Raw genomic sequence first — 16,620 nt, 5'->3', positions numbered from 1 at the left:
CGTTCACATGCGCACGATGGAGGCCGCCCACGTGACACCAGCCCCGAGCGCACAGAGGAGCACGTTTTGCCCGGGTTTCACGCGGCCATCCCGCACGGCCTCGTCAAGCGCGATCGGAATCGAGCCCGCGCCCGTGTTGCCCACCTCGGCAAGGTTCTCGATGAACTTGCCCCGCGAATACCCGAGCCGCTCGGCGATGCGATCCACGATCCGGCGGTTCGCCTGCTGCGGGATCACCCAGTCGAGTTTGTCCGAGAGCAGGCCCGCCGCCTTCAGCGCCTCCATGCTCGTGACCTGGAGCTTCTTCACGCTGACCTGGAAGAGGTCGTGCCCGTCCATCTGCACCTTGTTCCGCTTCGCCGCGAGCCGCTCCGGGGTCATCGGCTCGCCCGTGCCGCCGCCCGGGATCGTGAGCAGCGAGGCCATCGTGCCGTCCGCGCCGAGCCGCATCGAGAGGATGCCGCGGCCGTCTTCGCCCGCCGCGCCGACGATCACCGCGCCCGCGCCGTCGCCGAAGAGCGCCGCCGTCGTGCGATCCTCGGGATCCACGCGGCGCGAGAGCATGTCCGCGCCAACGACGAGCGCCGTCCGCGTCGCGCCCGAGGCGATCGACTGCTCGGCGACGGCAAGCGCGTAGAGGAAGCCCGCGTGCGAGGCCGCGAGATCGAAGGAAGGGACGAGCTCGGTGCCCAGCTTCTGCTGCACCGTGGCCGCGGTGGCCGGCATGGGGCTGTCGCCGCTCCCGGTCGCCACGATGATGAGGTCGAGATCCGCGGGCGAGAGCCCCGCCGCATCGAGCGCCGCGCGCGCGGCAGCGGTGGCCATGTCGCTCGTCGTCTCGCCCTCGGCCGCGATGTGACGGCGCTCGACGCCAACCTGCTCCTTGAGCCATGCATCCGAGGTCGCTGCGCGCGCGGCGATCTCGTCGTTCGTGACGACACGGGCAGGCAAGTAGCGACCAGTGCCGAGAATCCGGGCGCGCGGGGAGCTCGCTCTCATGGCGCGGAGGGTAACAGAAGGTTTGAGAAGCGGGGCGGAGGAAGGTAGAGTCCGCGCGCCATGGCCGAGAAAGAACCGGACGAGGACAAAGACGAGGTCGAGGGCGAGGGCGAAAGCGAGCCCGAGGCCGAAGCGAAGGCAGATGCGCCGAAGGCCGAAGCAAAGGCCGAAGCAAAGGCGTCTGCACCCGCGAAGGCCGCGCCCGCGAAGGCGCCCACGAAGAAGCCGAAGGCCGGCAAGGCCACGCCGAGGCGCGCGCAGCCGCCGAGCTCGGCGTCGCTCGGCAAGAGCATGGTGCTCTTCGTGGTCGTCGTGGGCACGCTGGCAGCAGGCTTCGCGCTGCTCGGTCAAGAGCGCGGCGGCGGCGGTCCGCGCGGGCCCACGTGGAAGCCCGGCCAGACCGTGGACGTCGAGATCACGCTGGTGGCAGGCGACAAACGCGAGCTCAACTGCGCGGCGACGGACGAGGTCGCAGGCAGGCACTGCAGCTTCGAGACGCCGACGAAGGTCTGGGGCAAGGGCGATCCGGGCGACGACAAGAAGACGCTCCGGCCCTACACCTCGACGGACAACGTACAGTTCGTCGCGGCCGGTCTCTGGAGCGAGCCCGCGCTCTCGGGCAACCTGCCGACCACGCGCTTCAGCGTGAAGTGCAAGTACACGGTGGAAGGCAAGCTCAAGAGCCCGACGTTCCACTGGGAAAGCGGCTGGGAAGGCCAGCCCCGCGGCGAGATGCTCGCGGGTGTGCTCACCGGCTGCACGCTCGTTCCCTGAAGCCGCTGCGCTGGGGCGTTGCCCCAGGCCCCACCCGGGGCTATCCGCCCCGGGACCCGGACCAGCGCAAGCGCTGGACTCAGGGTCGATGAACTGCGCGATGCGCAGTTCATCGAACAGGCCGAGTCAAGACCAACCACGACCCTGCCGACCAAGACAGCCGCGCTGACATTTCTATGGGCAACGCTGTCCCTGGTCTTGCCACCGGCCCGTGGAAGAACGGCGCGGAGCGCAGTTCTTCCAACCCGAGTCCAGGGCTTGCCCTGGTTCGGGTCGAGGGGCGAACAGCCCCCGCGGGGTCCGGGGCAGCGCCCCGGCGAAGCGCCTCCCAGATGTCTATCCAATCGGCGTGAGCGCCTCGAACCCGTGGGCGCGAACCCAGTTCACGTGCACGCCCCGACACGAGGCGTTCTCGCGACAGTCCTTGCAGCGGAGTGCCTTCGTGTAGAACCCGTCGGCCACGTACCGCTTCGTGAACGCCGTCATGTCGATGCGCGCGTCCGTGCCGAGCATCGCGAGATCCAACGTCCGCGCCGCTGGCCGCACGGGCCGGCCCACGACGCACGCGGGCACGTTTTCCACGGCAATCGGGTGGGGGTACGTCGCGAAAAACGATTTCGTGTCGACGTCGTTCGTGTGGGCGTCCGAGACGAGGTCGTAGTTTTGCTGGACGAGCACGAGCGCCTTCGGCGGGGGATCGAGCCTGCGGATCACGGGCTCTGTTGCCTTCGTGAGGAAGACACGGACCTCGAAGGCGCCGGCGATCCCGAGCAGCGGCTCGATCGCGGCGGGATCGCCCGTGTAACAAGCCGCTAGCTTCTTGCCGAAGACGAGCCCCTCCGGCGAGAGCGCACTGGACAAACCGTCGTATGACGCGAGTTCGAGCTCGATCGTCCCCGGCGCCACCTTCGCCGCGAGCGCTGAAGCCTCTTCCAGGTTCGCCGCCACGATCCGCGCTGCGTACGCTTCCGGCAGCTTGCCCGCGCGTGGCGGCTCGCCGGCGTAACGCAGCACGTCGACCTCGTCGGCCTTGCGCACGTCGATCACCTCGTCGAGCGTGTCGCAGAGGCTCTGCAGGTAGCAGTATTTGCACCTCTCGGGCTCGCGGCACATGAGCTTCTTGCCGAGCGAGAGGTATCGATCGAACTCCTCGCGCCGGCCGCGGACCTCGTCATTGAGCTTGTACGGATCCTGGATCAGATCCTCAAAACCTTCGGCGTAGGGCGGCGGGAAGCGGTTCAGCCAGATGTGGATGTCGGGCCTGCGCGCGTAGGCGAACGCCTTCTGGAGATACTCGAGGTTCCCGTCGAGGTCGTAGAAGAGGTGATGCCGCGCGTCGCTCCAGGCGTTTCCGAAGGGGATCACGTGGAGCAGGTCGAACTCCTTCACGCCCCAGCCGATGAACGTCTCCAGCATCTCCGGCAGGTGCCGGACGTTCTGCTTGTTGATGACGATGTCGACGTTGACGATGAAGCGCGCTGACGCGAGCGCGGCCTTGAGCCCCGCGACCTCCTCGACGAACGCGCCGGGCGTGCCGACGAGCGCGTCGTGCAGCTTCGCCGTGTGGCCGTGTAGCGAAAAGGTGATCTCGTGCAGGCCGTTGTCCGCGGCCTTCTCGAGGAACTCGGGGTAACGGAACATGCGGCCGTTCGTCACGGTCTGGATCTTCCGGTAGCCGGCGAGGCGCCCGAGCTTGACGAAGTCGAGGAAGTTCGGGTGCATCGTGGGCTCGCCGCCCGAGAGGATCAGCCGATCGGCGCCGCGCCGCCGGCCCTCGACGATCTGCACCTTGATGTCCTGCGTCGCTCGCATCGTGCCGTCGTGCGCATTCGAATCGAGGCAAAACGTGCAGTGGTTGTTGCAATCGTAGGAGAGGCGCACCCAGTTGCGCTTCTCGTGCGCGGCCGCCTCGTGCGCGAGCGTCTTGCCAGCATCCTCCGCGTCGCCGAGCAAGGCCTCGTTCTGGAAGTCGGCGAAGGACGTCTCGACGGCGTCAGCCGAGAGGACGGGGAGCCTGCGGGGGGACGAAGCGGAAGCAGTCACGACGGCATTTCTCCCGTGCGCTCGTAGCGCAACATCCACTGATTGCTGGTCTCGCGGCCGACGTCGCGGCGCTCGAGGAGGCGCAAGGGTTTGCCTTCGAGGCGCCGCGCGGTCCGGGCCGCGTCGTCGTTGCGGTAATGCTCGAAGCGGTTTCCGGGCGCGCTCTCTGCGCGCGCGGCGTGCGCGCGGCTGCGGACGAGGCCGAAGGCGACGTTGTCCACGAGCGTGAGCGTGCCGCCGGGGCGGAGCCGCGCGATCGCCGCGCCGAACGCGCGCGCCGGATCTTCGAGGTGGTTCACGCTGCGGAGCGCGAGCACGTGGTCGAACGTGCCGAGCTCCGCGCCGAGATCTTCCGCGCGGCCCTCCACGAACCGCGCGAACGGGTGACGCGACGCGAGGACGGCGAGCCGTTGCGGATCGGGATCGACCCCGACGTACGTGATGTGCCCTTCCGCTGCACGACGCGCGAGCGCTTCGAGGTACGGGCCTTCGCCGCAGCCGAGATCGAGGACACGACCCGAGAGATGCGCGAGGAGATCCAGCACGGCGCGGTCGTCGCGCGTGAAGACGTCCGCGGGCACGGGTTCCCATGCGCCGGTGCAGCGAGGACGCTCGGGGCACGCTTCGCACTCGGCTGCGGGGCGCAACTTCCGTAAGTCCTTCGCGAAGTCGTCCGGCGCGAGCTTGGTCGAGACATCGAGGTAGATCTGGCCCGCGCTCTCCTTCGTCGCGAGCAGCTCCTCGTCGGAGAAGTCACGCGTCTCGGTGCGGAAGAGGCGCATGCGGTCCTTGAGGCGTAAAAACAAGGTGCGGCCGCGATCGTACGGACTCGTGCCATCTCCGCGGACCGGGCAGGGCGCGCCGGGCGGGCGCGCGAGATCGCGTTCGGGGACGAAGTTGTACGAGTTCGCCCGGGGACGATCCGTGACGGGTCGGAGCGCGCTCGCGCCGTGGATCTCGTGGTAGCCGCGATAGAGGCCCGGGCACGCGCCGCGGAGCGCGCAGTCGCCGCAGACCTCCTCGGGCTGGATCTTCGCCACGTCGTCGACGGGCACGTAGTCGTCCTCGTCGGCCTCGATCATCGTCGAATAGCGGTGCGTCTTGAGGTCGTCGTAGAGGTGTTCGAGGCCGGGAAGCAGGCAAAACGGAAGGCCGTCGTGCGCGAACCGCGGGCCGCGCTCGGGCCGCCGCGAAAGCCCGTACTCGATCGCCTCCTTCACGCGCGCCGCGCAAGCCGAGACGTCGGGCACGATGACGTCGAAGGCCCGGTTCGCCGCGCCCTTCGGCTGCGTCATCGAGAACTTGATGCAGAGGTCCGGGAACGGGAGCAGCCGATCGACGAGGCCCTTCAGGTGCTTCAGGTTCGCCGTGGTGACGACGCAGTTGATCGTGAGATCGGGGATGCGACCGTGCAGGTTTTCGATGGCCTGCAGGGCCTTGTGAAAGGTGTCGGCGCGGACGACGGAGCCGTGCACCTTGGGCTCGCCGCCGTGCAGGGACATGTAGACGTAGCGGAGGCGGCACTCGCCCACGAGCTCGTCGACGACGTTCCGGTACGAGAGCATGAGCCCGTTCGTGACGAGGCCAAAATCGAGGCCGTGCGCGGCGATGCGGCGCGCCCAGCGCGAGAGCTCGGGCCGCATCGTGGGTTCGCCGCCGGAGAGGACGACCATGGAGGCGCCGATGCGCTTGGCGCGGTCGATCTTCCAGTCGACGCGCTCGGTGGTGTCGTCGAGGTGGCGGATGTCGGCCGTGTGGCAGAACGTGCAGTTCTCGTTGCACGCGTAGCCGACTTTGATCAGCGCCTTCACGACGGCGCGATCTTAGTACGAAGGAGGCCCTAGACCGCGGCCGAAAAGAGCTTGCCGGGGTGCTTGCGCTCGAAATAAGCGGTGATCGCATGTCCGAGGGACTCGATCACGACGGCGGCGATACCCGCCCGGACCACGAATCCAGCCGGGCCGGGGACGAAAGCGGCGACGCGCGTGGCCACGAACTTGAGGCCCGCGCCCATGACCTCGAAGCTGCCGCCCGCGGCGATGCTCTTCAGGTTGCTCACGGGCTCGTCGTAGACGCCGCCGATGAAGTTGATCATGTGGACCTCGAGGGCGGCGAGGCCCGCTGTCGTGGAGATCGGCAGCGGGAGGGCCGCGAAGGCCGCGCCGCCGATCGCATACCGATGCACCCAGCGCATCGCTTCGTCCCTGCACGTGATCGCCATACGCCGAAGCTGAACCAGCCCGCGCCAGTTTGCACGCTCGGGACAGCCGCATCCGTGCAGGAAAATCAGCCGGTCGGAGCGTCGTCCGTGGTGCCGGTCGCCGAAGGGAGAGCCTCTCCATCCTCCGAGACCCCGAGCCGTCCCGAGATCTCGAACGTGTAGCCCGCCGGCGTGAGCGCGCGGAGCGCCGCCTCGGCAGCCGTGAAGGCCGCGGGGAGCGTCGGCGCCGGCCGCGTCGCGTCCCAGATCGCGGCGCAGGCGCTTTCGACGAGGCTTCGGACCTCGGGCACCTCGGCGAGGAGGCGGCCATCCCGCGCGCGCTCGGGCCGGAGCCAGACGTCGCAGAAGCGCGTGCGCAGGATCGGGATGTCCACGAGCTCCGGCGGCAAGCGCGCTTCGAGGAGGAGGTAGACGCGCGGAACGGGGTTTTCCGGTTGTTTCGCGCGGAAGACGAGGGTCATCGGCGGCTCGGCCACGCCGCCGCCGCGGAAGGCGCGGGAAGGCGTCGCCGTAATCTCGGCCGGCAGCGCACCGGGCGCGCGGAGCGCCTTCCGGAGCCGCGCACGCACGCGGCGCAGGAGCAAAGGTTCCGCGGGATCGTCCGCGGCCGCGACGAGGCCCACGAGCGTCTGTTCGAGCTTGGCGAGGACCGCGGGATCGTGGGGACGCACCGGGTACGGCACGAGCGTGACGAGCAGCCGACCTGCCCGACGCGGCGCGACCCCCGCGAACGCCTCGCCCGCCGCGCGACCTTCCTCGATGAGCACGAGCCCGAGCGGCTGCCGGCCGGCGTCGACCAGATCGAGCACGAAATAACTCTTCCGCGGCCGATCCGTGATGCTGCGTGGCTCGTGCCGCACGAGCCGGAGCCGCAGCCCCTCGGCCCGCACGCTCACGAGCTGCGCCGCCCCGCCCTCTCCGACCCGCCACACGAGCGGCGGCGACACGATCCGCGAACGCGAACGCGCCGACGGAAGCTCCGGCGAGAACGGTTTTTTCGGTTCTTCGGCCGGGATCCGCGCACGCTCGCCGAGCTCTGCGCGGACCTGCGCGGCCGGATCGTGCGGCGCGTCCACCGCGGCGTTCCGCAAGAGGCCCGCCGTGATGAACAGGAACGCGAGCTCCGGCGCGACGGCCTCGCCGACGCGCAGGATTTGTTTTGACGTCCAAAAGATCGAGTCCCGGCGCCCCGCGGCCTTGTAAAAAGCCTTCACCTGCGTGAGCAGCTCCCGGTAGGTCGCGCCGTACGTCTCCTCGTAGAAGCGGCGCAAGAACGGCTCGTGACGTGGCTCGTCGAGCGCGCTGTGCACACACGCCGCGGCCCAGAAGCCGCTCGTCATCGCGAGGTGCACGCCCGTCGAGAGGATCGGATCGATGAAGCAGGCCGCGTCCCCCGCGAGCAGGATCCCCGGCCCGGAGAGGCGACGCGCGCGGTACGACCAGTCCTTCGCCCCCGTCACGTCCGTCACGCGCCGCGCGTTCGCGAGCAGCGGCCACGCCGCCTCCGACGCGCGCAGCACCTCTTCGTACCAGGCCTTGGCCCCGAGCTTCTCCCGCTCCGCGCGTGTCGCCGCCGAGGTCACGACCCCCACGCTCGTCCGCTTGCCCAGCGGGATCACCCAGATCCAGCCCTCGGGCACGCTCGTCGTCAGGATGTGCGTGTGCTTGTGCCCCGGCAGGCGCTCGGCCCCCTCCCAGTAGGCCCAGACCGCCACGTTCTTGAGGCCTCGCACGACCCGCCGCAGATCCGCGTTCCGCGCCACGAGCGCACTCTGCCCCGACGCGTCCACGACGAACCGCGCCCGCTCGTCGCGCTCCTCTCCGCCCGGCCCCCGCACGCGCACGCCGACGGCGCGACCCTTCTCGAAGATCACGCGCGTCACCGCATGACCCTCGCGCACCGTGGCCCCCGACATCGAAGCGTTGCGCAGGAGGATCTCGTCGAAGCGCCCACGATCCACGAAGTACGCATACGGGTGCACGTCGAGCTCGCGGAAGTCGATCTCCCACGGCGTGCGATCGCGGCCCCAGACGAAGGTTTGTCCCTCCTTGCGCTCGAAGCCCGCGCTCTCCACGGCCTCACGCGCGCCGAGCGCGTCGAGGTACGGCAAGACGCCCGGCAAGAGCGACTCGCCGATGTGCTCGCGCGGAAAACGCTCCCGTTCGAGCAGAAGAACCCGCCGCCCTTCCCGGCCGAGGTAGGTCGCGACGGACGAACCCGCAGGCCCGCCGCCGATCACGATCGCATCCCACGATGACGTGCTCTGCATGCTGCTTCGTTTCCTCGGCGCCTCAGCCGGCCTCGTCGTACGAGCGCGCACCCAGGGTCACGGCGTCGCCCACGCGGATCTCGCCCTCCCCTTCGGCGACCATGTTCCAGCCGAAATACACGCGGTTCGCCCGCGCCCGGAACGTCGCCAGCGTCGCCAGCGGATCCTTGCCGCGCACACCCGTCGCCTGGTCCACGGTGATCACGTTGCAGCGGCTGCACGGCTTGCGCAGGTGGAAGACCACCGAGCCGATGGACAGGCTCGTCCACGCGTCCTCGGCCCAGGGCGGCGCGCCGCGGACCACGAGGTTCGGCCGGAACCGATCCATCGGCACGGCGTCGCGCAGGCGCGCGTTCAGGTCCGCGAGCGAGCCCTCCGAGGCGAGCAGATACGGAAAGCCATCGGCAAAGGCGACACGCTCCTTGCGGCTCACGTAGCGACCGTCCACGCGACGCGCGGCGTCCTCGGGCATGTACACGAGCTCCGCGCGCCGGCCGAGGTAGTCGCTCAGGTACGCGGCGACCTCGTCGCCGACGAAGACGGCGCGGCATTTGTCGCTCCAGACCCGGACGCGCCGATCCGTGGGCCCTTCGGGACGGAGCGGCAGGCGAAGCGACCCGTGGTCCTTCGCGTGGAGGACGAGCGTGTCGCCCTCGATCGCCGTCTCGATGAGCGCCATTTGCGGCAGCTCCCGCTGTGTGAGGAACTCGCCGTCCGGGTCGACGATCATGAACCGTCGGTCGTGCTCGATGCCGAGGCTCTGTGCCCGAGCCCGGTCGAGGGCGATGCCGCGCGCGCCCTTGACGGGGTACACGAAGAGTCCGCTCAGGGTGATGGTGCTCATGGGGGCCTGGGAGGCATAAAGCGGCCCCGCCCGCGCGTCGAGAGGATGAAAGGCGCTCGCCTGAACGCCTCGCCGGCCCTAGAACGGGGGGCATGTCGCAAGGTCGGTTTCGCCGTGTTGCGTGGGCGACGCTCGCCGTCACCCTCGGCGTCATTCTCTGGGGCGCCTACGTCCGCGCCACCAGCTCCGGCGCAGGCTGCGGGAGCCACTGGCCCACCTGCAACGGCGAGGTCATTCCCCGCGCGCCCACCGTAAAAACCCTGATCGAGTTCACGCACCGGGTGACCTCGGGGATCGCCTTCCTGCTCACCTTGCTCCAGCTCGTGTGGGCCTTCCGCGCCTTCCCGCGCCGGCATGCGGTGCGGTTCGGCGCGGCCTGGTCGATGTTCTTCATGGTGACGGAGGCGGCCGTCGGCGCGGGCATCGTCCTCTTCGAGCGGGTCGCGGGCGACGCGTCGATCGCGCGTGGCTACTGGATGAGCGCGCACCTCATCAACACCTTCCTCCTCGTCGCGTCGATGACGCTCACCGTGCTCTGGGCGTCGGGCGGCCCCTTGCCGCGGCGTGGATCCTCGGGCACGCCGACGTACGTGCTCGGCGGCGGCCTCCTCGGCGTGCTGCTCGTCGGCGTGACGGGCGCGATCGCGGCCCTCGGCGACACGCTCTTCCCCGCGAAGACCCTGAGCGAAGGCCTCGCCGCGGACGTGTCGCAGGCCGCGCACGTCTTCGTGCAGCTGCGCGTCTACCACCCGATCGTGGCCGGCGTGGTCGCGGCGTATTTGCTCTTCGCGACGGGGTTCGTCGCGTCGCAACGCCCGAGCCTGCTCAAGCATGCGCGGCTCCTGTCTGCGCTCGTGATCGTGCAGATCGGCGCGGGCTTTCTGAACCTCTTCCTCCTCGCGCCCGTGGCGATGCAGCTCGTGCACCTCTTGCTCGCCGATCTCGTGTGGATGGCGCTCGTCGTGCTCACGGCGTGGTCACTCGGCGAAGCACCCGCGTCCGCGTCGTCCGAGGCTTCGGGATCGACCACGCCGCTGCCGTGGTACGGCGCCCCGGACGAGTTCGCACGCCCGAAAGAGACGCCTCCGCGGTAGGATGTCCCCATTCCAGCGCGCGAACGGCGCGTGGCTCACGCTTGGAAAGGGAGACAGACGATGAGGCTTGGTTTGTATGCGCTCGGGCTCGCGGCGCTCGGCTCTTTGTTCGTGACCGTGGTGGGGTGCAGTGACGACACGGGCGGCTCAGGCGGCTCGGGCGGCTCGGGCAATGGTTCGTCCTCGAGCTCCTCGGGCACCGGCGGCGCGGGCGGCGCCGGCGGCGGGTCGTCGAGCTCCTCGGGCAGCGGCGGCTCGGGCGGCGCTGGTGGCGGTTCCTCGAGCTCATCCGGCAGCGGCGGCAGCGGCAGCTACTCGGTCTGCAGCGACTGCACGAGCAACACCACGGGCGCGTACGTGAACGAGTGCAAGGCGCTCGCGGACGCCTGTACCGCCGATGCGGACTGCAAGGCCCTCGCCGACTGCTCCTACGACAACTGCCCGCTCAGCGGCGACGGCGGCTGCTGCACGATCAAGTGTGCGCAGGACCTCGCCACGCCCCAGGCGGCCCTCAACAAGTTCGAGGCCCTCGACTCCTGCGTCTTCTGCCAGACGTGCAAGACGATCTGCATGAGCGACGGCGCGCCCGAGTACTGCGCCGTCGTCGAGGCCGCGAACCCGAACTGCCCCTGAACCAACACGGCGAGAGGGGGCCCCTCGGCCCCCTCCCCGCTCACTTGATCCACGACTCCGTGAGGCATTCTCCCGCGACGCACTGCTCGTAGGCTTCGAGCAGCTTCCGCCCCTCGGTCGCGTCCGCCGCGTCGTCGCAGGCGGTGCAGTCCGCGATCGTCCCGCAGAACTTCACGCAATCGCGGTACGTCGTGCACCGCGCATCGGCGTCGCACGCCTTCATGTAGCCCGTGCAATCGCCGTTGTTCATGAACGTCCGGCAGAGATCGTAGTCCTGCGGGTAAAACGCACAGGGCGGCGAGCACATCACGTCCTGCGCGCAGTTCACGACCGCGAGGTGCTGCGCTTTCCCGCCGGGAAAGCGGTCCTGGCAGTACACCAAGCACGCGCCTTCGTCCGGCGATCCTGTGGCGCTCAAGTTCGCGCACAAGGTCTCGATGCACGCCTCGATGCTGCGGCACTCGGGCCCGCACGCCTTCTCGGCCTGCCCGCACGCCCCCTCCAGGCACTCGTCGCACTGGCTCCAGGGCCCGTCGGCGGCGCTCGGCCCGGGGCCGGGGCCGAAGCCGCCGTCCGGCTCGACGACGCCGCCGTCCCCCGATCCGCCCGGCTCGACGCAGACGAGGCCGATGCAGCGCAGCGGCACCGCGCAATCGTCGGTCTTCGTGCAGCTATCGCCGGGGAAGCCAGGGCGCGGCTCGAGAGCCGTCTCCTCGGTGCACCCGGCCGCGCCCGAGATCCACGCGAGCACGAGCGGCGCGCCGAACAACGAAAGAAACGCCCATCGCGTACGCAAACGGAACAACCCCCCGGCTGCCTTGCCGTCTCGCTCCATACCCCGACCATGCCACGAGGACGCGCTGGGCGGAACGGGGATGAGGGTCGTGCCCTACGGTGCGAGGACCTCGGCGATCCGCGAGAGCCGCTCCAGATCGTGGATGTCGTACGGGAACGCCGGCACGTGCGCGAGCAAGCTTCCGCCTGACGCCTCGTCCTCCAGCGCCGCCTCGAGCCCCACGAGATGCAGCGCGTCGAGCTTGCCCATGCGGCTCTCGTCCTCCGCCGCGCGCCGGAGCCGCGTCGGAGCATCCGGCCCGAGCGAGATCGCACTCCGCGCGAGCGCCCCCTCCACCTCCGCCGCGTCCGGCACGCGCCCGTACGTCGGATGCACGCGGTTCACCACGAACGCGTCGCGCCGCATGTCCTGCTCGCGCAGCCGATCCGCGAAGAACATCACCTCGCGCACCGCGAGCGGGTCCGGCGTCGTCACGAGCACGTACGCCACATCGGGCCCACGCAGCGCTGCGCTCACCGCGTCCGCGCGCTTCCTCCACCCGCCGAAAACCGAGTTGATCTCCGCGATGAACGCCGCCATCTGCTCCAGAAACCCGCTGCCCGACACCTTGCCGATGCCGCGCACGATCGCGGCCGCGCTCTTCGCGAGCACGTTGAGCGAGAACTTCCCCGAGCTCTGCACGGCCTGCACGAGCCACCGCGTCGCGGCGCTGTCGATCGCGCCGACGAGCCGCTCCGGCGCGTCGAGGAAGTCGAGCGCGTTCGGCGTCGGCGGCGTGTCGAGCAGGATGAGGTCGTAGCTCGGATCGCCCTTCGTCGCGTAGAGCTTCTCCATCGCCATGTACTCCTGGGTACCGGCGAGCGACGTGGAGATGTACTTGTAGAGCACGTTGTTCAGGATGCGATCGCGCTGCTCGGCGGAGGGCGCGAGCTCCATGACGAGCGAGTCGAACGTGCTCTTCGTGTCCAGCATCATCACGGTCATCGACCCCGTGACGGGCACGCCGGCTTGCGCGAAGAGGGCTGGATCGATCGTCTGCGCCTCGGTCTTCATCTCCTCGATGCCGAGGCTCTGCGAGAGCCGCCGCGCCGGGTCGATCGTCAGGCAGAGGACGCGCTTGCCTCGGCGCGCCGCGGCGAGGCCGAGGGCAGCCGTCGTGGTCGTCTTGCCGACCCCGCCGCAACCGACGACGAGGAGAACCCGCCGGGAATCGAGGAGCTTGCCGAGCCCGCCGGGCGTGGACGAACTTGTTTCCGAGGCTGCCACGGCCGGCCCTTTAGCACGATGGGGGCGGAAGCGGGAGCGGGTGCGGGAGCGAGAGCGGGTGTGCGGGTGCGGATAGGGTTCCGGTCGTCCTGACCCGGGGTCGTCAACCCCGCGGATCCTGTTGAATTTGGTTGATCATGATGGGGTCCACGTCACGGACGCAGGGGGAACGATCATCGACGAAGAGGGGTAGAGCGGGCTCGTGCAGCGCTTACCGACGTCCGGATGGGCACCCAGCCGCGGCGGGCGCGGCGTCGGCGTTCTTCAGCGCGGTGAGGGACGACCAAGGATGGGGACCCGGTCATCGGGTCCCCGTCCAGGTCAGCGACAGCCGGTTTCAGCTCACGGCTTCTGGAGCGAGGCCTCCGCCGTAGCGAGAACCTGGGTCACGACCTCCGCCTCGGAGGCGGTGGCCACGGCCGCGTCGAGGGCCGGCGCGAGCGCATCGACCGCGGCGTCGAACTTCGCGAACGCCTTGATCACGGCCTCCATCGCGGCGGTGGCCTCCGCGGACCCCGCGCCCTTGGCGGCGGCCACCACGTACGCCTCGAGCGCCGCCTTCAGATCCAGGTCGAGCGTCGCGCTCGCGACGAGCACGGCTTCGACGGTCGCGAGCAGCGCCGCCTGCGCCTCGGCCTTCGTGGAGATCAGGGCCGCGAGCGCGCCCTCGACCTGCGCGGTGCCGTTGAGCTTCGCCAAGAAATCGGCCTTCGCCTTGACGATCGCCTCCACGTCGGCCGCCGCGGCCACGTCGGCCGTGAACTTCGTGCAGATCCCGACGAACATGTCGATCGTGGCCTGCGCTGCGCCGCTCAGCTCCACCAGCGTGAGCACCGCCTGCGCGGTCGCCTGCGCCTCCACCTCCGCGGCCGCGTGGACGGTCGCGAAGAGGAGCGCATCGACGTTCGCGCTCGCCTCGAGCGCCACACTGAGCGTGGCCTGAAACACCATGCTCGCCGCCGCCTGCGCCTGCGCGTAGAGCTCCGCCGAGATCCCGAGCTTGGCCTCCAGGGCGGCCTGGAGCTCCGCCTGGAACTCCGCCGCCGCCTCGGCGGCCGACGCCCCGGCGTCCAGCGCCGCGTTCAGGGCTGCGGCGGCGTGGTACGTGATTTCCGCCATCGCCTCCGCCGTGATGTCGATGCCCGCGTTCGCGAACGCCTGGAGCTGCGCCTTCTCCGCCGCCAGCGTGGCCTCGGCCATCGCGCTGATCGCCGCCTCGGCGCTGAGGCCCGCCTGGATCTGAGCGACGAGCTCCGCGGCCAGGTCCCCGTTGACGAACGCGTGGAGCTGCGCCGCGACCAGAGCCTCGAGGTTGCCTTTGGCGGCGAGGGCGATGGCCACCGCGGCCTCGACCGAACTCTCGATCGTGAGAGGCGCCGCGGTCACGATCTCGCCCTTGGTATCCGCCGCCGCCTCGAGGAACGAGGAGGCGAGCACCTCGCCCGACGCGGTGACGGCCTGCACGATGAGCAGCTCGGCGCCCACCGGGACCTCCGCGGAGTACTTGCCGGCCGCGTCGACCGTCGCCTCGGCGATCGCCTCGAGTTTCCCGTCGGCGGTAATCTTGGAGATGACCACCTCTGCTGTCTTCGCGAGCGTGCCCTTACCGCCGAAACCGAGCTCGGTGTAGTCTGCGCCGACGTCCTTTACCTGCCCCTCGACGATGGCTTGGTTCGTCGCGTTGGTATTGGTGTCATCAATGTTGTTGCCCGGTGTCGGCTCGGAAGAGCACCCCAGCGCCATGCCGCACACCATGACCAGTACACTCAACTTCGAAGCTATCGTCCTCATAAGTGCTCCTGTATCGTTGCGGTAAAACCTCGAGCCGCTCCTCATCGCGTCTGCAATGAGCTCGAGCGGGCTTCAGGTTATGATTCATTCGCTCTTGCGCTCCTGGCCCCGCGTTACCTTCGTGGTCCTCCCCGGCCCGGCTTTTCGTGCCAAGCCTCATCAGCACATTAGCACGCTTTATGCCGCCTCGTTGGAATGACGTCCGGAGCAGATTCAGGGCCTTATTGCCTGCGATCGCGAGCCTCGAGGGAATGGAAGCGACGGGCCGTTGACAGCGGCGCCAATCGCCGCGCGCGTCCCCACGACAATCGATATGGGAGGTGGGAGGTCATGGCCGGCACCATTGCGCCTGATTTTGAATTGGCCCCCAGAGGGGGAGGACACTTCTCCTTTGGCGCTCGGTCCCCCCGAGCTCGGCTCGCCTTTGCGGGGCCTCGGACAGGGCCCCACCGAGCGCGGCCGACGAAGCGTCTTCCCCTCCGGCTACGCTTGAGCAAGCATTGCGCTACTCGAGCGAGCGCGGCGCTACTCGAGCAAGCATGGCGCTATGCTCGAGCAAGCGTGGCGCTATGCGAGCAAGCGTGGCGAATGCCCCGAGCAGGAGCAGGCGGTTTCTTGACGGTCCCTATTGCAACACCCAAGGCAAGCGCGCAAGTCTCTTCGGATAGGGTAGGACACACCTTTCCGATCTACACGCTGGGGTTGTGGTTCACATGACCGGTTGTTGGTCGACCATCGACATCGGGGGGACCAATCCTTCGCCCCGTGGTGGCCAACAATGCCCACCACGTTCGTCTCACCAAGCCGAGCGAAGAAGAATTGCGCCGATGACCTGAAGGCTCGCGCGAGCGGGAGCGGGAGCGGGCGCCCCCCAGCTCAGGCCGCCCGCAAGATCCGCCGGCACCCTGCGGCCGCGCGGGCGACGAACGCCGACCGATCGTCTCCGCCCCCACGAACCGCGAGCAGCGCCTCGGCCGCGCCGAGCGGCAGTGTGCTCACGAGGACCTCGCGCGAGAGATCGGCGATCCGCGTGCCGACGGCTGCGGTCGTGGGCAGGCCTGGCTCGGCGAGCAGGGGCGCGTAGGCGGCGAGCTCCTCGCACACGGGCCACGAGCCGGCGCCTGCGACGAGGCAGCCCCGATCGTCGACGAGCACGAGGGCCTCGAGCTTCCCCTCGCTGCGCGCGACCGAAAGCTGGTAGTGCAGCGCCGTGATTGGGTCGTCGCTCCTCCGCCTGCGGCGCTCGGCTCCGAGCGACGGCGGCGGGGCCTCGTTGGGATCCATCCTCGACAAGAGAGAACCTCCTTCGCCGCAAATGCTCGCCCGGACGCGCCCGCGGGGTCCACTTTCCGGCGAGATCCCGTTCCTGTATGCTCCACCCCCGGCGTGATCGTCACGCGTTGGAACGGAGGCAGTTTTCCATGGGACTCATCGAGAAACGGCTCATCAAGGAAGCGAAGGAGTCCTGGCTTCCGGGCGAGCAAAAAGACATCCAGGAGGCCGCTGGCGCGCCCGTCGTCGTGGATGTCGACTGGCCGACCTTCGAGACCGACGAGGCCGCGCTGAAGAACGTCCAGCACCTCGGCGTCCGCCTGCTCGCCAACGCCTTCCGGGTCATCTGCGTCGACGACCTCGGCAAGGAGGCCGTCCGCGAGGGCGTGCAGCGCATCGTCGTCACGAACCTGAAAGAGGGCGCCGCTTCCGTCGGCCTGAAGGACGGCGTCGTCACCCTCGCGTGTGTGTTCGGCAAGGGCTCCGACGGCTGCCTCAGGGATCTCGACATCGCCAAGATCATCACACGCGCCCTGTAAAAACCCGACCTCCTCGCCACGCCGTCCGCGGCGGCGCGCCGAAGGCCGCGCACCCCGCTGAAAAACTGCTAGGTTCGC

The 16,620-nt window shown here is 69.4% G+C and carries 14 protein-coding genes; 4 read left to right on the top strand and 10 right to left on the bottom strand.

Going from position 1 to position 16,620, the window contains the following annotated elements:
• Positions 1 to 3: 3 nt before the first annotated feature.
• The gene (locus KEG57_RS28330) at positions 4 to 999 is read right to left on the bottom strand and encodes a beta-ketoacyl-ACP synthase III (protein WP_272425742.1); all 996 of its coding nucleotides are present in this window, start codon (positions 997 to 999) and stop codon (positions 4 to 6) included.
• A 60-nt stretch (positions 1,000 to 1,059) separates the two neighbouring features.
• Here KEG57_RS28330 and KEG57_RS28325 point away from each other — a divergent pair, with 60 nt between their 5' ends.
• Positions 1,060 to 1,773: a hypothetical protein gene (locus KEG57_RS28325; protein ID WP_272425741.1), complete on the top strand. Its 714-nt coding sequence runs from the start codon at positions 1,060 to 1,062 to the stop codon at positions 1,771 to 1,773.
• Positions 1,774 to 2,109: 336 nt separating this feature from the next.
• Here the strand turns inward: KEG57_RS28325 and KEG57_RS28320 are convergent, their stop codons facing one another.
• The 5 genes from KEG57_RS28320 to KEG57_RS28300 all read right to left on the bottom strand — a co-directional run bounded on the left by KEG57_RS28320 (position 2,110) and on the right by KEG57_RS28300 (position 9,151).
• Complete coding sequence (locus KEG57_RS28320) at positions 2,110 to 3,816, bottom strand: radical SAM protein (protein WP_272425740.1); 1,707 nt, start codon at positions 3,814 to 3,816, stop codon at positions 2,110 to 2,112.
• Complete coding sequence (locus tag KEG57_RS28315) at positions 3,813 to 5,627, bottom strand: radical SAM protein (protein ID WP_272425739.1); 1,815 nt, start codon at positions 5,625 to 5,627, stop codon at positions 3,813 to 3,815. The genes KEG57_RS28320 and KEG57_RS28315 overlap by 4 nt, the downstream gene beginning before the upstream one ends.
• Before the next feature lie 29 nt (positions 5,628 to 5,656).
• A complete protein-coding gene (locus tag KEG57_RS28310; RefSeq protein ID WP_272458956.1) occupies positions 5,657 to 6,010 on the bottom strand; it encodes a hypothetical protein in 354 nt (117 codons plus the stop codon).
• Between the two features lie 92 nt (positions 6,011 to 6,102).
• On the bottom strand, positions 6,103 to 8,307 hold the full coding sequence (locus KEG57_RS28305) for an NAD(P)/FAD-dependent oxidoreductase (protein WP_272425737.1): 2,205 nt from the start codon (positions 8,305 to 8,307) through the stop codon (positions 6,103 to 6,105).
• Positions 8,308 to 8,329: 22 nt separating this feature from the next.
• Positions 8,330 to 9,151, bottom strand: a complete 822-nt coding sequence (locus KEG57_RS28300) for an MOSC domain-containing protein (protein WP_272425736.1) — start codon at positions 9,149 to 9,151, stop codon at positions 8,330 to 8,332.
• Positions 9,152 to 9,243: 92 nt separating this feature from the next.
• Between KEG57_RS28300 and KEG57_RS28295 the strand changes: the two genes are divergently transcribed.
• Positions 9,244 to 10,245 (top strand): COX15/CtaA family protein, encoded by a 1,002-nt coding sequence (locus KEG57_RS28295; RefSeq protein WP_272425735.1) that lies wholly within the window; start codon positions 9,244 to 9,246, stop codon positions 10,243 to 10,245.
• Positions 10,246 to 10,305: 60 nt separating this feature from the next.
• A complete protein-coding gene (locus tag KEG57_RS28290) occupies positions 10,306 to 10,878 on the top strand; it encodes a hypothetical protein (protein ID WP_272425734.1) in 573 nt (190 codons plus the stop codon).
• Between the two features lie 40 nt (positions 10,879 to 10,918).
• Here KEG57_RS28290 and KEG57_RS28285 read toward each other — a convergent pair whose 3' ends face one another.
• The 4 genes from KEG57_RS28285 to KEG57_RS28270 form a co-directional block, all read right to left on the bottom strand.
• Entirely contained in the window at positions 10,919 to 11,674 is a 756-nt protein-coding gene (locus KEG57_RS28285) for a hypothetical protein (protein ID WP_272425733.1), read from the bottom strand.
• A 93-nt stretch (positions 11,675 to 11,767) separates the two neighbouring features.
• A complete protein-coding gene (locus KEG57_RS28280) occupies positions 11,768 to 12,940 on the bottom strand; it encodes an ArsA family ATPase (protein ID WP_272425732.1) in 1,173 nt (390 codons plus the stop codon).
• Between the two features lie 342 nt (positions 12,941 to 13,282).
• Complete coding sequence (locus tag KEG57_RS28275; RefSeq protein ID WP_272458955.1) at positions 13,283 to 14,731, bottom strand: hypothetical protein; 1,449 nt, start codon at positions 14,729 to 14,731, stop codon at positions 13,283 to 13,285.
• Positions 14,732 to 15,607: 876 nt separating this feature from the next.
• Positions 15,608 to 16,015 (bottom strand): hypothetical protein, encoded by a 408-nt coding sequence (locus tag KEG57_RS28270; protein WP_272425767.1) that lies wholly within the window; start codon positions 16,013 to 16,015, stop codon positions 15,608 to 15,610.
• Between the two features lie 137 nt (positions 16,016 to 16,152).
• Between KEG57_RS28270 and KEG57_RS28265 the strand changes: the two genes are divergently transcribed.
• On the top strand, positions 16,153 to 16,542 hold the full coding sequence (locus KEG57_RS28265) for a hypothetical protein (RefSeq protein ID WP_272425730.1): 390 nt from the start codon (positions 16,153 to 16,155) through the stop codon (positions 16,540 to 16,542).
• Positions 16,543 to 16,620 lie beyond the last annotated feature (78 nt).

Source organism: Polyangium jinanense (assembly GCF_028435365.1).
Note: the sequence above shows the minus strand (reverse complement) of the source record. Positions and strands in the feature narration are given on the sequence as shown.

Bases quoted from the DNA above. Each gene is read 5' to 3' on its own strand.
- KEG57_RS28330 (WP_272425742.1), bottom strand. From the start codon at position 999: ATGAGAGCGAGCTCCCCGCGCGCCCGGATTCTCGGCACTGGTCGCTAC.
- KEG57_RS28325 (WP_272425741.1), top strand. From the start codon at position 1,060: ATGGCCGAGAAAGAACCGGACGAGGACAAAGACGAGGTCGAGGGCGAG.
- KEG57_RS28310 (WP_272458956.1), bottom strand. From the start codon at position 6,010: ATGCGCTGGGTGCATCGGTATGCGATCGGCGGCGCGGCCTTCGCGGCC.
- KEG57_RS28305 (WP_272425737.1), bottom strand. From the start codon at position 8,307: ATGCAGAGCACGTCATCGTGGGATGCGATCGTGATCGGCGGCGGGCCT.
- KEG57_RS28300 (WP_272425736.1), bottom strand. From the start codon at position 9,151: ATGAGCACCATCACCCTGAGCGGACTCTTCGTGTACCCCGTCAAGGGC.
- KEG57_RS28295 (WP_272425735.1), top strand. From the start codon at position 9,244: ATGTCGCAAGGTCGGTTTCGCCGTGTTGCGTGGGCGACGCTCGCCGTC.
- KEG57_RS28290 (WP_272425734.1), top strand. From the start codon at position 10,306: ATGAGGCTTGGTTTGTATGCGCTCGGGCTCGCGGCGCTCGGCTCTTTG.
- KEG57_RS28275 (WP_272458955.1), bottom strand. From the start codon at position 14,731: ATGAGGACGATAGCTTCGAAGTTGAGTGTACTGGTCATGGTGTGCGGC.
- KEG57_RS28270 (WP_272425767.1), bottom strand. From the start codon at position 16,015: ATGGATCCCAACGAGGCCCCGCCGCCGTCGCTCGGAGCCGAGCGCCGC.
- KEG57_RS28265 (WP_272425730.1), top strand. From the start codon at position 16,153: ATGGGACTCATCGAGAAACGGCTCATCAAGGAAGCGAAGGAGTCCTGG.